Below are 14,297 nucleotides of genomic sequence, written 5' to 3'. Positions count from 1 at the left end.
CTCTTTCCTCTCATCCATGTTTCGCGAGAAGCGGCTTTTGGTAAACAAGATCGTTCTTGAAATGTTTTAACGCATAATGGGTGGAAAGATTCATCAACGATTCGGAATGGCCGAGGAGGAGATACCCCCCCTCTTTCAACTTTCCGTAAAACCCCTCGATCACCCGCCTCTTCGCGGTCATGTCAAAGTAGATAATGACATTCCTGCAGAAGACCGCGTTCACTGCGGGAAGCAGAATCCATCTCTCCCGATCGTTCAGGTTCAGGTGGAGAAAAGTGACATTTTTTTTTACCCGATCGTTGATTTTAAATCCGGCCGTTTCTTTCGTGAAATACTTCTTTTGAAAATAGGGGTCCGTCGAACGGAAGGAGGTCGGCTGGTAAATGCCGCGTCGCGCGCTCTGAAGGACATTTTGGCTGATATCGCTGGCATAAATTTCAACGCTCCAGTCATGGAATAACGGACTTTCCAGGATCAACATGGAGAGGGTATACGGCTCTTCGCCGGTGGAGCAGCCCGCGCTCCAGATCTTCAACTGTTTTGTTTTTTCCTCCATATGGGCCAGCTCCGGAAGGATCTCCTGGCTAAACGTCTGAAGCTGCTGATTCTCGCGAAAGAAGTAGGTTTCATGGATGGTGACGATGTCGATTAAAGAAGCCAGCTCCTCATCTCTTTTTAGGTCGTATTTTAAAAAATAATAGTAGTCACGGAAATGAGTGAACTGTCTCCGCTTGACGCTCTGCTGCAACCGGCTTTCCATGATGAACTTCGAATCGTCGGAGAAATAGATCCCCGAGATCTCATAAATCATGTCTCGAAGAAGCCGAAAAACTTCATCGGTCAGAACAATCTGCTGTTCGCAGGGATTCATTCGTTTCCCATCAAAATGGGTCCGCTCCCCGATTCTATTTGAGAGAGGCACTGGCGGGCGGTTTCACGCACCATCGGATCCGAATCGGAATCGGCCATCTCTTTCAGACGAAGGATCGACGAGCGATCACGGAGCCGCCCGATGGCCTGAATCGAGGCCACTCGTACGGTCCAATTCAGATCGGTCAAGAAACTTTGGAGCAGCGGAACCACCGAGGGCTCGTTCAGAAGACCCAAAGCCAAAATGGCCGCTTTCTTTACGTCGAGGTCGGGGTTATTTGTCTCGGCCAAAAGGAGCGGGAGCGCCCATTTTTCACGACGCTCGCCGAGAACGGAAAGGGTGGATATTTTCACGGCGCCGACCCGATCCGAGAGCAATTCGAGGAGGAGGGTTCGCGCCTTTTCTTCCTCGACCCGGGCCAGAATCGGAGGGATCGCCGACCGAACCCAGATGTTCTCGTCGTGAACAAGCGGATGCAGGGTGTCTGCCAGATTGGCAAGGTGCCCGATCTCATCCCCCGCCAGAATCTTGAGCGCCGCCAGCCGGACATCGGCAGACTCATCACCGAGAGCGAGGAGAATATGTTGGCTCACCTCCGGCGAATGGAAACAACCCAAGGCATCGACCGCCGCTTTTCGAACGCTCTGCTCGGGATCGCTGAGGAGGAACAGCAGGGAGGCGATCGCTTTTTCCTCTTTTACCCGTCCCAGAAGAAAAGCGGCATTGCTGCGAAGCGCCGAAGAATCGTGGCGTAGATAATCGAGGAGCGTCGCCCGGGGGAGCGCCTCCTTCATCTGCAACAACGCCTTGACCGCGCTCTCCTGTACGTTCGGGTAAACATCGGCAAGAACGGGCAACAGGGCGCCGATGGTTTCGGGGTCTCCGACTTCTCCCAAGGCGGCCGCGGAGGCCTGGCGAACATGGCCGCTGCGATCCTGCAACAGTTCCAAGAGGGCCGGAACCACCCGGCTCCCCCCGACCCTTCCCAAGACGGTCGCCATGACCTCCCGAACGGCGTCGTCCTGCGCGGACAATCCGGCGATGAGCGGCGCGACATTCTCCTTGCCGATCGCGACCAGCGCAGAAAGCGCATCCTCCCGGCACGCGCCGGTGATCAGCGGAATAAGGATTGAAACGCTTCGGGCCTCCGCCGCCCATCCGTACATACGGATCGCAGCCCGCCTCAAAGAAGGGTCGGCGTCCTGAACGGCATCGTCGAGAAGAGCGCGGATCGGATCTTGGTAAATCTCCTTCACGCGGCGATGAATCACGTCTCGATCGGCCGTCGATTGTCTCGATTCCAATGCGGCGATTGCCTTCAGAGCGGAGCAGCGGATGCTCTTCGAGCCCGATTGAAGGGCGGCCGTCAACGCCTCCAAGACACGCATATCTCCCATCGCCCCGAGCGCTTCCAGGCCGACCCGTCTATAGGCATTCTTGGCGAGGAGGCCGATCAGCGGCCCCACCGCACGGGGATCGCCGATCTGCTCCAGGGCCTTGACCGCCGAGAAGACGAGAAGCGGGTTCTCCCGCGTTAAAATCTCCAACAGCGGCGGGACCGACCCGGGATCTCCGATTTTTCCCAACGCTTCGACCGCCGAAGCGGCGACATTCTCGTTTTGATCCGACAAGAGGGCCACCAAGGGGGGGACGGCCTTTCTCTCCTTGATTTCACCCAGCGTATCGATGATCAGCTTCTTGACCTCGTCATCGGTGCGGCGAAGCGAAAAAAGGAGGGGATCGACAGAGGTCTTTCCGAACTGAATAAAGACCTCGACCGCCGCATTCCGCATCCCGATATTCTTCTCTCCGCTGAGACGGTCGATCAGTTGATGAACGATCCGATTTCGATCGACCCCCTCCAGCAGGATGGCGGCCGCCATTTTCCGAACCCTCCAATCGGAATCGCCCAACGCGGTGATGGCGGGGTCGATGACCGAGGCATCGGGAAGACCGGCCAACGCATTCAATGCGGAGAGTCGCACCTCTACATCCGGACTCGTTAAACGTTTTGCAATATCTTCTTGGAGAGATCGCATGAACACCCGAAATGATCGATCAACCGCCCGGCGGACGATCAGCCCTTTTTCTTCCTGATAAAATCTTCGAAGGCCTCTTTATAGAAATCCCGCACCTTTTGAACTTCCGGAGGGACCCTGGAATCATAATGTTTTTTTCCCTCCTCGATCTCTTCTTTCAGCAATTCATAAAACCGATTGGAACGCAGCCCCTCTTCGACCTTCTTTTTATTGTAGAGAACGATGTCGGAAACAATGATCCGCGCCAGACGCCTGGCATCCTCGTGCTCCTTCGGCTCCGGCGCCTTTTCAGACCCCGGCTCCACGGCGGGGGGAGGGACACCCTTTTCCAATGCAGGACGGGTGGACTGCTCAACGTCCAGGGTCCTTCCCTGATCGATCGCCGGTGGAATCGACTCCATTTCGGGACGCCGGGTCCGGGCCGTTTCCTCTAAGGACGGCATCGACGTCTCTCTCAAGGAGGGATCCTTGGAGGTTTCGGCCGGCCGAGGAGGCGCGGCGGGGGAATCGCCATTCTGCTTCCGATCCAAATGTTTTCGGATCCTGACGAGAAGATCCTTCTCGATATGATGGCGTTCGATATAATCGTCGGCGCCGAAAAGGGAGCTCGGTTGCCTCCGATATTTGTTGTTCTTCTCATAGATGGAGGCCATCAGGATGACGATCGTCTCCTTGAGCCGGTCGTCTTTTTTGATCATGCTGCAGAATTCGCTCCCCAAACCGTCGGGCAGGCCAACATCGATGAGCGCGATCGCGGGGCGCTGCTGGTTTAGAAGAGGGAGAATTTCCTTTCCCGAGTTGGCCTCGACCACCTTGAAGCTTGCCCCGGAAAGGAGCTCCTTGATCATCTCTTTGGTCCCCTCTCCGTCAATGGCGACAAGCACCTTTTGAGGATCGACGGCGGCGGGAAGAGGGTCTTCTTGGAGCGCTTCTACCGTTCTCGCCGGAGTCTCCGCCGGCTTCGATCGTTCCGGGGATGCCGTTCCTTCATTTTGCGGGGAGGGGCTCTTGGAGGAGTGCGCCCCTTTTTCCACAAGGATTTCGACGACGATTTTTGTTTTTAAAATGGACCGGCATCCCCTGCAAACCAAGGCGGTATCCTCGTCCAGATGTTTCATGTCGAGCGCGAGTTCCGTTTGACACTTTGGACATTGTACAATCATTCCCCGCTCCTTCCCTTCCGACTTACAGCTTAAATCTCGATATTTCCGCTTCCAGTTGCTTGGCTTGGCGCATCAGTTCCTCGACGGAAAAACCGACCTTTCCGACGGTGTCGACGTTTTCGTGGGTCACCTTCTTGATCTGATCGATGGCGTGCATAATCTCTTCGCTCTGGACCTTTTGGTCCGACGTCGCATTCGCGATCTCTTGGGCCAGGCGGGAGACCTCCTCGACCGTCTCGGTGACTTTTTTCATTCCCTTCGAATGGGACAATAAAACGGACTGAAGCCCCTGCGTGATCGACTTCATCCGGTGAGTGGCCTCGATGATCTGTTCAGAGCCTTTGCTTTGCTCATTGGTCGCCTTGGCGATTTGGTGAACCATTTGGTTGACCCGCTCCATGGAGGTCGTCACCCGCTTCACGCTCTTCGATTGTTCTTCCATCGTATTCGCCACAAAGGTGATCTTCTGTGTCGAATGACTGATGCTCTCCACGATTTTTCCGAGCGCCGCGTGAGCCGAGTTCGAGAGGACCACCCCCTCCTCGACGCGGGCGTTCCCGACATCGATCGCCTCCACCGCCATCTTCCCTTCGGACTGGAGGGCCTTGATGATCTCATGGATTTCGTGCGTCGATGCGGCCGTCCGATCCGCCAACTCCTTAATCTCATTCGCCACCACGCTGAAGCCCTTTCCATGTTCGCCCGCCTGGGCGGCGATGATGGCGGCATTCAGCGCCAGCAGATTCGTCTGCTCGGCCACCTCATCGATGACATTCAAGAATCGGCCGATGTTCTCCGTCTGCTTCTGGAGATTGCGGATGACCCGGCCGACCTCGGTCGAGTATTCCTTGATCCGCGTCATCCCGTCCATCGTCATTTCAACCGTTCTCTTTCCGGCGTCGGCATTGACGCTGACCTCGCGCGAAAGGTCAACCGTCTGGTCCACATTTTCGCGCATTTGGTTGAGCGATTGATCCATCTGGATCATCGCGGAAGAGGTGACCTCCGCCTCTCCGAGGAGCGTTTCCACGTTTTCATCGATCTTCTTGACCGAAGAAGACATCCAAAGAATCGAGGAGGAGGCGTCTTCGACCGAGGTGTTCAGGATCGTCATATTTTTCGCAATCTCATCCATCGCGAACGTCATTTGTTGGATCGCGCCGGCGCTTTCCTTCGATGCGCCGGCGAGGCTTTCGCTGGTTTCGGCGACGCTGCGGATGCTGCTGTTCATCTGCTCGATGGAGACGGAGGTCGCCTCGGTCGCATTGATCTGAATTTCCGCCCCCTGCATGATCTCGCGGCTCCCTTCCATGACGCCGCTCGAGGTGGAGGAGACATTCTTCGCCGCCGTGAGGATTTGCGCGATCAAATTGGACATCTTTTCGGCGAAGAGATTGAACCCGGACGCCAATTTTCCGAGTTCATCGCTGCTCTTCACCTCCAGCCGCTTGGAGAGATCTCCCTCCCCGCCGGCGATGTCTTGAATCCGCTCCGATACCTTGATGAGCGGTTTCATCGCCAGCCGGCTCATCGAAAATTTCAGGGCAAATCCGGTGATCAGGAGGGTCGCCGTCGAAAGGACGAAGAGATTTCGCTTTTGATCCCGAATATCGGCGTGCATCCCTTCGATCGAGGTGGAGATCATCAGCACCCCCCGCAGCTTGTGGTCGGAATTATGGCAGAGGAAGCAGCGGTCAAAGTTCGGAAGCGGCTTCAGATAGGTCATGACGTTTTGATCGGCGATCTTTTCAAAATAATAGGTGTCCGGCTGCATCGGATCTTGAACATATTCCTGGAAAGCCGCTTTAAACTCCGGCGTATCGACACCATCGGCCACATTGTGCTCCTTGTTCCGGTGATTGCCGATCCATTCCGGCCTCAACCCGCCCGGAGCGCGGGTTTTGACATCGTCCAGGGTGATAAAATCCTGAAAAGCCTCTTCCGTTCCGTTTCCCGTCTTTCCACGAATGATTTGAATGCGAACCATGCCGGGAATATCTTTCAAGTCTTCGATAATATGGCGCGCGATATCGGCCCGAAAGTTGACCATGCTTCGATCCAATGTCCGATGAATCGAGGAGGCGAGCATTTCGGATTTCTGATGTGTTTGAGAGACCGAATACTTTTCGATCCTCTCCGAAAGGAGGTAATAGAGAATTCCGAATCCGCAGACGAGAAACGTCAGGATGATCGCAAGGATCTTCATTTCGAGGTGATTCGCCAGGTAGGCTTTGAGTTGTCTCATTGCTTCCTCTTATTTTGAGGAGAGAGATCCGCGCCGTTGGAAATCGTCCGGCTGAGCGTCGCCTCCAACTCGGATGTTTCGGCCGCAGTCCATAACCGCTCCAGATTCAACAGCACGATCAATCGCTCACCCACCCTGTAAATTCCGTCCACATACGCTGCGTTTTGATCCATGAACGACTCTGTTCTTTGGATTTGATCTTCCCGCACCGCTATGACCTCATTCACACGATCGACAATCAACCCGATCTTCTGTCGGCGCACTTCGACAATCAGGATATGCTCCGGCGGACCCGGCGGAACCGCCGCCGCCTTGAGTTTCTTCCTGCTGTCAATGACAGGAACAACGGCTCCCCTGAGGCTGATGACCCCCTCGATCCCCTCCCGCGCCCCCGGCAGGGGATGGACCTCCTTCGCATAAATAATCTCCTTGATCCGCTCGATGGAGACCGCGTATTCGATTCCTGAAGCGTTGAAGCGGACGATTCTCTTTTCCGCCTTGACCTTTTCTTCTTTTTTCGTCTCTTTGAACAGCGGCATGTCGATCGTCACACTTTATATCGGTTGATCTCTTCTTTTAAGATGTTGGCTTGTGTGATGAGGCTTTCGACCGCCTCATTCATCTGCTGCGCCATCTGCATGCTGACTTGCGTGATCTGGTGTATCTCCAGGATCGATTTAACGATCACTTCACTTCCTTTTTTATGCTCGCTCATTCCCCGGCCGATCTGCTGTATCCGTATCGTGACATCCTCGACCGCATCGCTGATCTGTTTGCTTCCATTCGCCTGCTCTTCCGTCGAGATCTTCACCTGGCGCGTAATCGCCCGCATTTTCTCCGAGGCCTCGGTGATATGCTCGATTCCCCTCCCCTGTTCCTGCATGGCCCGGTTGATCTGCTGCACCATCGTGTTCATCTTTTCCATCGCCTGACTGACCTGATTGATCGCTTGGACCTGTTCATAGGTCGCTTTTTCAATCTGGCGCGACATGTTCGATGAGCGTCTCGAGACATCCAGAATCTTGTTCAACGACTCGCGCGCATTGACGGAGAGGCGGACCCCTTCTTCGACGCTTTGGGACCCCTCGTTGATCGAAACCACCGCATCTTTCGCCTCGGATTGCACGTCTCGAATCAACTGCGCGATTTCTTTCGTGGAAGAGGCCGTCCGATCGGCCAAGTTCTTAATTTCATCCGCGACCACGGTAAACCCTTTCCCTTGCTCGCCGGCCTGGGCGGCCAGGATGGCGGCGTTTAATGCAAGCAGATTGGTCTGCCGGGTCACTTCGTCGATGACGGTGAGGATCTTCCCGATGTGCTCCGTCCGTTCATCCAGTTTATTGATCACGCTGGCCGATTTTTCGACCGTTCGTTTTATTTTTTCCATCCCCTCGATCGTTTTCTCGATCGCGTCCATCCCCAAGTCGGTCGCATCCTGACTCACCTTCTCCGTCATCACGGCCGACTCTTTCGCGTTTTTCTCCACCTCCCGGATCGACGCGTTGACCTCATTGATCGAGGCGGTCGTCTCCACCGTGTTCATCGAGAGCGCGTCGATATGCTCGACCACCTGCTTGATGGAGCTCGACATTTGAATCAGGGAGGAGGCGGTGTCTTCGACCGATGAAGAAAGGGTCACGGTGCTCGTCGCCACCTGACTGATGGCCGCGCTCATTTCGATGAGCGACGAAGAGGTCGCCTCCGCGGAGGTGGAAAGCCCGTCGATGTTCTCCGAGATGTTTTTGACCGACGCATTCATCTCCTCAATGGACGACGAGGTTTTCTCCGCCGCCTTCGCCTGGTGCGTGGCCCCTTCGTTGATTCTGCGCGAATTGACCATGACTTTGTCGGCCACGGTCGTCACCTGCTGAGACGTATCCTGAATTCTTTTAATCATTCCCTTCAGCCCGTCCGACATCTGTCCCAACGCATTGGCGAGGACGCCCACCTCATCCTGCGTTTTTATCTCGACCGGTCGCCTGAAATCTCCGCCGGCGATCTTCACGGCCAGCCCCGCCATTTGTTCGAGGGGAGCGATGATGATCCGTGTGAACACCAATGAGACGGACATTCCGATGGCGATCAACGCGCCGAGGATGGAAAGGGTGACCAGAAGCAGCCTCTTTATTTCCGACTCGATTCCGCTCAAGGAAAGTCCCACGCGGATGACCCCCACCTTCTTACCGTCATGCGACTGCATCGCCGCCAGGTGAACCGGCGCGACGACATCGAAATAGCGTCCCGACGCATTTTGATAACGATAGATCGTCGGTTGTAACGTCTTCGCGGCTTGCGCGGTGAGCGGATCATTCAACGTCTTCCCGTTTTCTCTCTCATCCGAATGAACGATGACCTTTCCTTCGTGGTTCAAAACGGCGATATATGCGACATCCAATTCATGGGAGGGGCCGAGAATCATCTGCTCCAGCACGGCCCGGTCTTCGACAGACACCGCAAGCGCGCCGAACTTCGCGATGCCGCTCGCCAGGGCCAATCCTCTTTTTTGAAGCTGACCTTCAAAGGAGCTCTTTAGCCCGATGAGCAAGGTCAGGCCGATGAGAAAACCCATCGTTCCCAGCAGCAAGCCGATGACGAGCAAAAACTTGAATTTCAATCCCCGATTGGGTTTCGTTTGATCCGTCTCTTGCATGATGACTCCTTATCCCGCATCCTCTTTCTATCGGTCGATCTGCAATGTTTTTTCAATATCCAAGAGAATGAGAAGCCGGTCCCCATGCCTTGCGATATTCTTGATAAAGCCGGCATCGATCGCGGCAACCCCGGCCGGGGTCGGCTCCAAATGACGTCTCATCAGCCGGACAACGTCATTCACGCGGTCCACCAACATCGCCACCATCCCTTTTTCGGTGGCGCAGATGATGAACCGGTTTTTGGGTTCCTTGACGAAAGGGGCCAGCCCCAATCTGGCGCGCATATCAAAAACGGGAATCACATTGCCTCTCAAGGTGATAATGCCTCTGATGTAAGACTGAATGCGCGGAATAAGCGTAATTTCGGTCAATTTCGTGATTTCCTGAATCAGTCCGATATCCACCGCATACTCTTCATCCGCAAGATTGAACGTGAGCAACTCCCGCTCTTCAGAAACGACTTCCGACCCCTCTTCTTCCATCGACGGCGCCGTTTCAACCGCGTCGGGGGGCACCTCCTCGGAAGAAGAGACCGGCATCGGAGACGAAGGGGGGGGTGCTTCCGCTTCCGTCGCAACCGATTCCGAACCGATCAAACCCTCTCCGGCTTCAACCGCTTCCTGCGCCTCGGGAGCGCACTTCATCTCTGGGAACGCCTGCCGTTCTTTTGACATCCGCCGAGCGGGTTTATTTTGCCGACTCTTCTTGGCCATTTTGCCTTATCCGCTTGGACCAACTCTCTCGCACCTTCTGCGCCGCCTTGCTGACCAGAAAGCCCTCATCCGTAAGCGCCTTGACCTCTTTCAAGAAATAAAAATCATCGTCGGTAAACCGCTTGAATACCTTTTTCCCATGCGGCTCCAGAATGGGCCGGACCACGCCGATCAAAACCCAATAGTCGAGCTGCCGATGTGAAAGGTTCAGCAAGCCGCAGATCTCTTTCGGTCCGAGTTGTTTCGGAATGGAATCTTCCATTGATGGAACGGCCCCTCACTCTTCGAACATACCAGCTCAGAATCACATCCCACAGGGTTGTGGGATTTAAGAGCAGTTAACTGCAAGTCGTATGCCTCTATCTTGAACGGATTCGTCTCTAAAATCCTCTGCGTAAACATACTCTTCCACATCCCGCTTTTGTCCCACCAAACGGTATTATCCCAAATATGTAACTTCATTCACGGTCGTCTAACAAAAAACGGCATCCGACAAACCACATCCTTGTGACATGGTAAGACCTAGCGGATAGGACGATCGGAACGGATCGGCAGGTTTTGATTCAGATTGCTGTAAGGGAGGTGTTTTTGCTTTAAGGAATGACTACGTGAACATTTCGAATCGGAAATGGCCAGGTTATCCGGCGATCTCGACTTTCTTCTCTTTCCCAAGGGTCGCCTCGTCGATTAAAGAGGCGACATCCAGGACCAAAATCGTCTTGCGGTTTCCAAGTTCGGTCGCGCCTGAAATCCCCGGAGCATCTTTTAACAATCCCCCGAGGGACTTGATCACGATCTCCTGCTGGCCTTCGACGGCATCGACCACGAGACCGATCCGCTTCTCCGCCAGGCCGACGACGATCACATAAAGCCGGTCATCCGCCGCCTTCCCCTCACCCAGCTCGAAGAGGTCATTCAACCGAACCAATGAGAGGGTATGGTCCCTCAGTTGGACCACCTCTTTTCGCTCGATGGTCTTGATCTCCTTGGAGGAAATCATCAAGCTCTCCGAAACGGAATTCAAGGGAACGGCGAATGTTTCCATCCCAACCCGGACAATCAACGCCTTGATGATAATCAACGTGATCGGCAAGGTGATCGTAAAAAGGGTCCCTCTTCCCAACGTCGTTTCGACATCGACCAGCCCGGAGAGCTTCGCGATATTCTTCGCGACCACATCGAGTCCCACCCCTCTTCCGGAAATCTCCGTGACCTGTTCGGCCGTCGAGAACCCGGGGAGGAACAGGAAATGGGTCAGCTCTCCCTCGCTGTACTTTTTTGCCGGATCGATCAGCCCCTTCTGTTTGGCTTTCTTATAGATCCGATCGGCATCGATTCCTCCGCCGTCGTCCTCCACTTCAATGACGATGTGGTTTCCCTTCTGAATCGCGCGAAGATGAATCGTGCCGACCTCCGGCTTCTGTGCCTTGATCCTCTCCTCACGGCTTTCAATTCCGTGGTCGAGCGCATTTCGGATAAGATGAAGGAGGGGATCGGCCAGATCTTCCACCATCGATTTATCCATCTTGGTCTCTTCTCCGGAGACCATGAGATTGACCTCTTTATTTAAATCTCTCGAAAGCCTTCGGACCGTCCGGACCAGACGGTCGAAGATTTGCCCGATCGGGATCATTCGCACCTCAACGAGCTTCTCCTGAAACTCGCTGATCCGCTTGTCGAGCATCCTCGATGCCTTCAGCAGCTCCAAGGACAATCCGGAGAAGCCCGATTGCTCCAAAAGCTCTTTGCTGATCTGGCTGACGACCGCCTTGCTCAGAACGAGCTCTCCAACCATGTTGAGCAGAACATCGAGCTTTTGAATATCGACCCGGACCGTTTGCGCCATGCTTCGAAGGGACGCCCCTTCCTGAGGAGAAAGCGAGGAGGGAGGGGCCGGGTTGGAAGGCCCTTCCGAAGGCAAAGGAACAGGCGCCATCGCCTCCGGCTTCGAAGGGACCGGGCTTTCCCCCTTCTTTCCTTTCCTTTGAATCTCGCGAATCGTCACCTGATTGGAGACAATCTCGGAACCGAGCGGGGCGCTCTCCGGGGGAAGGCCGACAATGAGGTTGAACTCCATCCCCCCCTCCGGGGAGGGGCTGATGCTCGGAAGGGTGGTAATGATCTCCCCCATTCTCTGGATCTTTTCGTTCAATGAAGAGAGATCGGTATCGAATGTCTCCAGCTTGAACCGGGCCTTCACCTCAAAAAGGGTCGCATTCGACTTGATGTTCTCAAAAAGGCGATGGCTTTCGTATTCGGTGAGAACGTTTAAAATGGAAGGATCGAGATCGACGCCGTCGAGCTGGTTCGCCCCACCTTCTTGCGGTTTTCCGCTCAAAGCGGCCTGGATCCGCTCCTCCATCTGAGAGATCTCGGGCTCTCCTTTTCCTTGGGCCGCAGACTCGATCATCTTCTGGAGCAGGTCGACCCCGTCAATCAGGACATTGAAAATCTCGGCGGAAAAGGTCAGTTTCCCCATCCGAAGCTTGTCGAGCATATCCTCAAGGTGATGGCTCACTTGGGAGACCCGGCTCAGGCCGATCATTCCGGACATCCCCTTGAGCGTATGCGCGGCGCGAAAGATCGCGTTGATCACATCGGGGCGCACCTGCGTCCGATCGGGCAATGTTTCAATCTGCCGGAGATTTTGATGGAGCACCTCGATGAGCTCTTCCGCTTCCGGAACAAAATCATCCAAGGCTGGATCGCTTCCCTTCTCGGCCATGGCTCTCCCTACTTTACGTTCAGAAGCTCCTTCACCGTCCTCTTTACTTGCTCGGGGTCAAACGGCTTCGTGATATATTTCTGGGCGCCCAACGCCAAGCCTTTCTGGATATCCGCTTGGCCATGCTCCGTTGAAACAATGACCAGTGGAATATTCCGATAGGTTTCATTATTCTTGATGAAATGGACGATTTCGAGGCCGTTGATCTCCGGCATATTGATGTCGGTCAAAACCAGATCGAAAGACTGCATCGGAAGCGCTTTCAGCGCTTCAAACCCGTTGCTCGCCTGAACCGTTTCAATCCCGTCGATCTCCTCCAGGGTCGAGACCAGAAGCGAGCGCATGGTTGCCGAATCATCCACCACAAGCACTTTTTTCTTCACCTCTCCTCCAGACCCATCCCTTCCGATAAAACCGACGCCCGATCAGCCGGGCCCTTTTTGCTTTGTTTCCTGTAGTTTTCGCTCCAGCTTCGCCTTTCCGAAAGCAAAACCGGCCACCCGGACAAACGCCTCCAACCCCTCCGTCTCCGGAATCGGCGTCTGGTGCGGAAGGTTATCCCCATAAAGAAGGGCGATGACCTCCGAACCGTTCAAGAGCGGGGCGAGAAAGACCTCTTTCGGCCATCCCCCTCCGATTTGGTCGAGAAAGTAGCGATGCCACTTCTCCTGCGCCAGGCCCCCTTTATAACTACTCTTCTTTGCAATCACCTCTCGAAAAAGGGACGGCTCATTCAGAGGGATCTGGACCTCCCGGATCTTCTCATCGGCCGATTCGTCCCTGACCTGAAGGCCGAATTGACCCAAGCCCAAGATATCGTCGCTCCGGACGAGAAAGATGATGGCGCGGTTCATCACCTCGCTTGCGAACCGAAGGACAAGAAGGGTGATTTCGCTTCCGCTCGCCGGACCGGAAAGCTCTTCGATCATCGAGGTGAGTAACGCAAGATCTTTTCGGTATGTCGTTTTTTCCGGCGCATTCGCAGCGGCTCCTTGACTGTCCTCAAGAGAAGGCAAGCCCCCTTCCGAAGTTCCTCCAGGGGGGACGGTTGCTTCGGCGCCGGAAGCCTCGTTTTCCGGTGCCGGCGGAAGGGTATTCTGCTGTTCCGCCTGGGTGCGCTCATATTCATCCTGGCGTCGGCTCGCCTCCATCATCAAGAAATCAAGGTTGAGCCCTTCCTCCAGCGTCAAGTCGTTCGCAACCGGATCTCCCAGTTCGAAATGAAACGATCCGCTCTCCCAATTGAGAAAATCGCGCACCACCTCCACAAGATGATTCCGAAGCTCCTCCTCGAGCACCCCCTTCGCGATCGCGCCGGTCTTTTCCAGAATGGCCCCCACCGGCAGCTTCATTCCCCCCGTTTTCTGGAGCCGCAGCGCTTTTTCAAGCTCCTCCGTCGTGACCAGCCCCTTCTTCACCAAGGTATAACCAAGCCGGCTGACGCTGTCGGAACTCCCATAAATCAGCATGCCGCGATTAAAAACAAGACGCCCGGTTCCCTCTTTCCGGATGATCGTCAATACCCCGGATCGCTTGCTTAAGCTGATGATTTGAAAAATATCGGCCAGGCCGAGATCTTCCAGGCGCCCTTCGAGGCTCATGGTGAATCACCTATTCCTTCGGATCGAGTTCGTACCGGTATGTTTCGATCACCGTATTGGCGAGGAGTTTCTCGCACATCTCCTTGATGCTTTTCTCCACTTGATCGATCGGACCTGGAGCCAGAACCAGCTCCATATACTTTCCGACCCGCGCCTCTTTGACCCCCTTAAAGCCGAGCACGGAAAGGGCATGCTCGATCGCCTTTCCCTGCGGGTCGAGGATTCCGCTCTTCAACGTAATATAAATTTTTGCTCGCATCTTTTTATCCACCCCGATGAACTGTGCCCT

Annotated in this window: 12 protein-coding genes; all 12 read right to left on the bottom strand. The window is 54.8% G+C overall.

The annotated features are described in order from the left end of the window. Positions 1-10 precede the first annotated feature (10 nt). Positions 11-871, bottom strand: coding sequence for a CheR family methyltransferase (locus tag MNODULE_RS16445; protein ID WP_168061829.1), 861 nt, complete (start codon positions 869-871; stop codon positions 11-13). Continuing rightward, the gene (locus tag MNODULE_RS16440) at positions 868-2,910 is read right to left on the bottom strand and encodes a HEAT repeat domain-containing protein (RefSeq protein ID WP_238339602.1); all 2,043 of its coding nucleotides are present in this window, start codon (positions 2,908-2,910) and stop codon (positions 868-870) included. Before MNODULE_RS16440 ends, MNODULE_RS16445 begins: the two co-directional genes overlap by 4 nt. Positions 2,911-2,948: 38 nt before the next feature. Further along, positions 2,949-4,073 (bottom strand): response regulator, encoded by a 1,125-nt coding sequence (locus tag MNODULE_RS16435; RefSeq protein WP_168061825.1) that lies wholly within the window; start codon positions 4,071-4,073, stop codon positions 2,949-2,951. A 22-nt stretch (positions 4,074-4,095) separates the two neighbouring features. Then, positions 4,096-6,318 carry a methyl-accepting chemotaxis protein gene (locus MNODULE_RS16430; RefSeq protein WP_168061823.1) on the bottom strand — a complete coding sequence of 741 codons (2,223 nt, stop codon included), beginning with the start codon at positions 6,316-6,318 and terminating at the stop codon, positions 4,096-4,098. Further along, on the bottom strand, positions 6,315-6,869 hold the full coding sequence (locus tag MNODULE_RS16425; protein WP_320412486.1) for a chemotaxis protein CheW: 555 nt from the start codon (positions 6,867-6,869) through the stop codon (positions 6,315-6,317). Before MNODULE_RS16425 ends, MNODULE_RS16430 begins: the two co-directional genes overlap by 4 nt. After that, positions 6,866-8,968, bottom strand: coding sequence for a methyl-accepting chemotaxis protein (locus tag MNODULE_RS16420; protein ID WP_168061819.1), 2,103 nt, complete (start codon positions 8,966-8,968; stop codon positions 6,866-6,868). The genes MNODULE_RS16425 and MNODULE_RS16420 overlap by 4 nt, the downstream gene beginning before the upstream one ends. Positions 8,969-8,995: 27 nt before the next feature. Next, a complete protein-coding gene (locus MNODULE_RS16415) occupies positions 8,996-9,682 on the bottom strand; it encodes a chemotaxis protein CheW (protein WP_168061817.1) in 687 nt (228 codons plus the stop codon). Beyond that, a complete protein-coding gene (locus tag MNODULE_RS16410) occupies positions 9,657-9,944 on the bottom strand; it encodes a MerR family transcriptional regulator (protein ID WP_168061816.1) in 288 nt (95 codons plus the stop codon). Before MNODULE_RS16410 ends, MNODULE_RS16415 begins: the two co-directional genes overlap by 26 nt. Positions 9,945-10,319: 375 nt before the next feature. Further along, entirely contained in the window at positions 10,320-12,407 is a 2,088-nt protein-coding gene (locus tag MNODULE_RS16405) for a chemotaxis protein CheA (protein ID WP_168061815.1), read from the bottom strand. A gap of 8 nt (positions 12,408-12,415) precedes the next feature. Then, on the bottom strand, positions 12,416-12,790 hold the full coding sequence (locus tag MNODULE_RS16400; protein WP_168061814.1) for a response regulator: 375 nt from the start codon (positions 12,788-12,790) through the stop codon (positions 12,416-12,418). Between the two features lie 42 nt (positions 12,791-12,832). Next, on the bottom strand, positions 12,833-14,008 hold the full coding sequence (locus MNODULE_RS16395; RefSeq protein ID WP_168061813.1) for a DUF4388 domain-containing protein: 1,176 nt from the start codon (positions 14,006-14,008) through the stop codon (positions 12,833-12,835). Positions 14,009-14,018: 10 nt separating this feature from the next. After that, a complete protein-coding gene (gene purS / locus MNODULE_RS16390; protein ID WP_168061812.1) occupies positions 14,019-14,267 on the bottom strand; it encodes a phosphoribosylformylglycinamidine synthase subunit PurS in 249 nt (82 codons plus the stop codon). Positions 14,268-14,297: the final 30 nt, after the last annotated feature.

The sequence above is a fragment of the Candidatus Manganitrophus noduliformans genome (assembly GCF_012184425.1).
Taxonomy (GTDB): Bacteria; Nitrospirota; Nitrospiria; order SBBL01; family Manganitrophaceae; genus Manganitrophus; species Manganitrophus noduliformans.
This window is presented reverse-complemented; position numbering and strand designations above follow the sequence as displayed.

Bases quoted from the DNA above. Each gene is read 5' to 3' on its own strand.
- MNODULE_RS16435 (WP_168061825.1), bottom strand. From the start codon at position 4,073: ATGATTGTACAATGTCCAAAGTGTCAAACGGAACTCGCGCTCGACATG.
- purS (WP_168061812.1), bottom strand. From the start codon at position 14,267: ATGCGAGCAAAAATTTATATTACGTTGAAGAGCGGAATCCTCGACCCG.
- MNODULE_RS16415 (WP_168061817.1), bottom strand. From the start codon at position 9,682: ATGGCCAAGAAGAGTCGGCAAAATAAACCCGCTCGGCGGATGTCAAAA.
- MNODULE_RS16445 (WP_168061829.1), bottom strand. From the start codon at position 871: ATGAATCCCTGCGAACAGCAGATTGTTCTGACCGATGAAGTTTTTCGG.
- MNODULE_RS16420 (WP_168061819.1), bottom strand. From the start codon at position 8,968: ATGCAAGAGACGGATCAAACGAAACCCAATCGGGGATTGAAATTCAAG.
- MNODULE_RS16405 (WP_168061815.1), bottom strand. From the start codon at position 12,407: ATGGCCGAGAAGGGAAGCGATCCAGCCTTGGATGATTTTGTTCCGGAA.
- MNODULE_RS16430 (WP_168061823.1), bottom strand. From the start codon at position 6,318: ATGAGACAACTCAAAGCCTACCTGGCGAATCACCTCGAAATGAAGATC.
- MNODULE_RS16410 (WP_168061816.1), bottom strand. From the start codon at position 9,944: ATGGAAGATTCCATTCCGAAACAACTCGGACCGAAAGAGATCTGCGGC.
- MNODULE_RS16440 (WP_238339602.1), bottom strand. From the start codon at position 2,910: ATGCGATCTCTCCAAGAAGATATTGCAAAACGTTTAACGAGTCCGGAT.
- MNODULE_RS16395 (WP_168061813.1), bottom strand. From the start codon at position 14,008: ATGAGCCTCGAAGGGCGCCTGGAAGATCTCGGCCTGGCCGATATTTTT.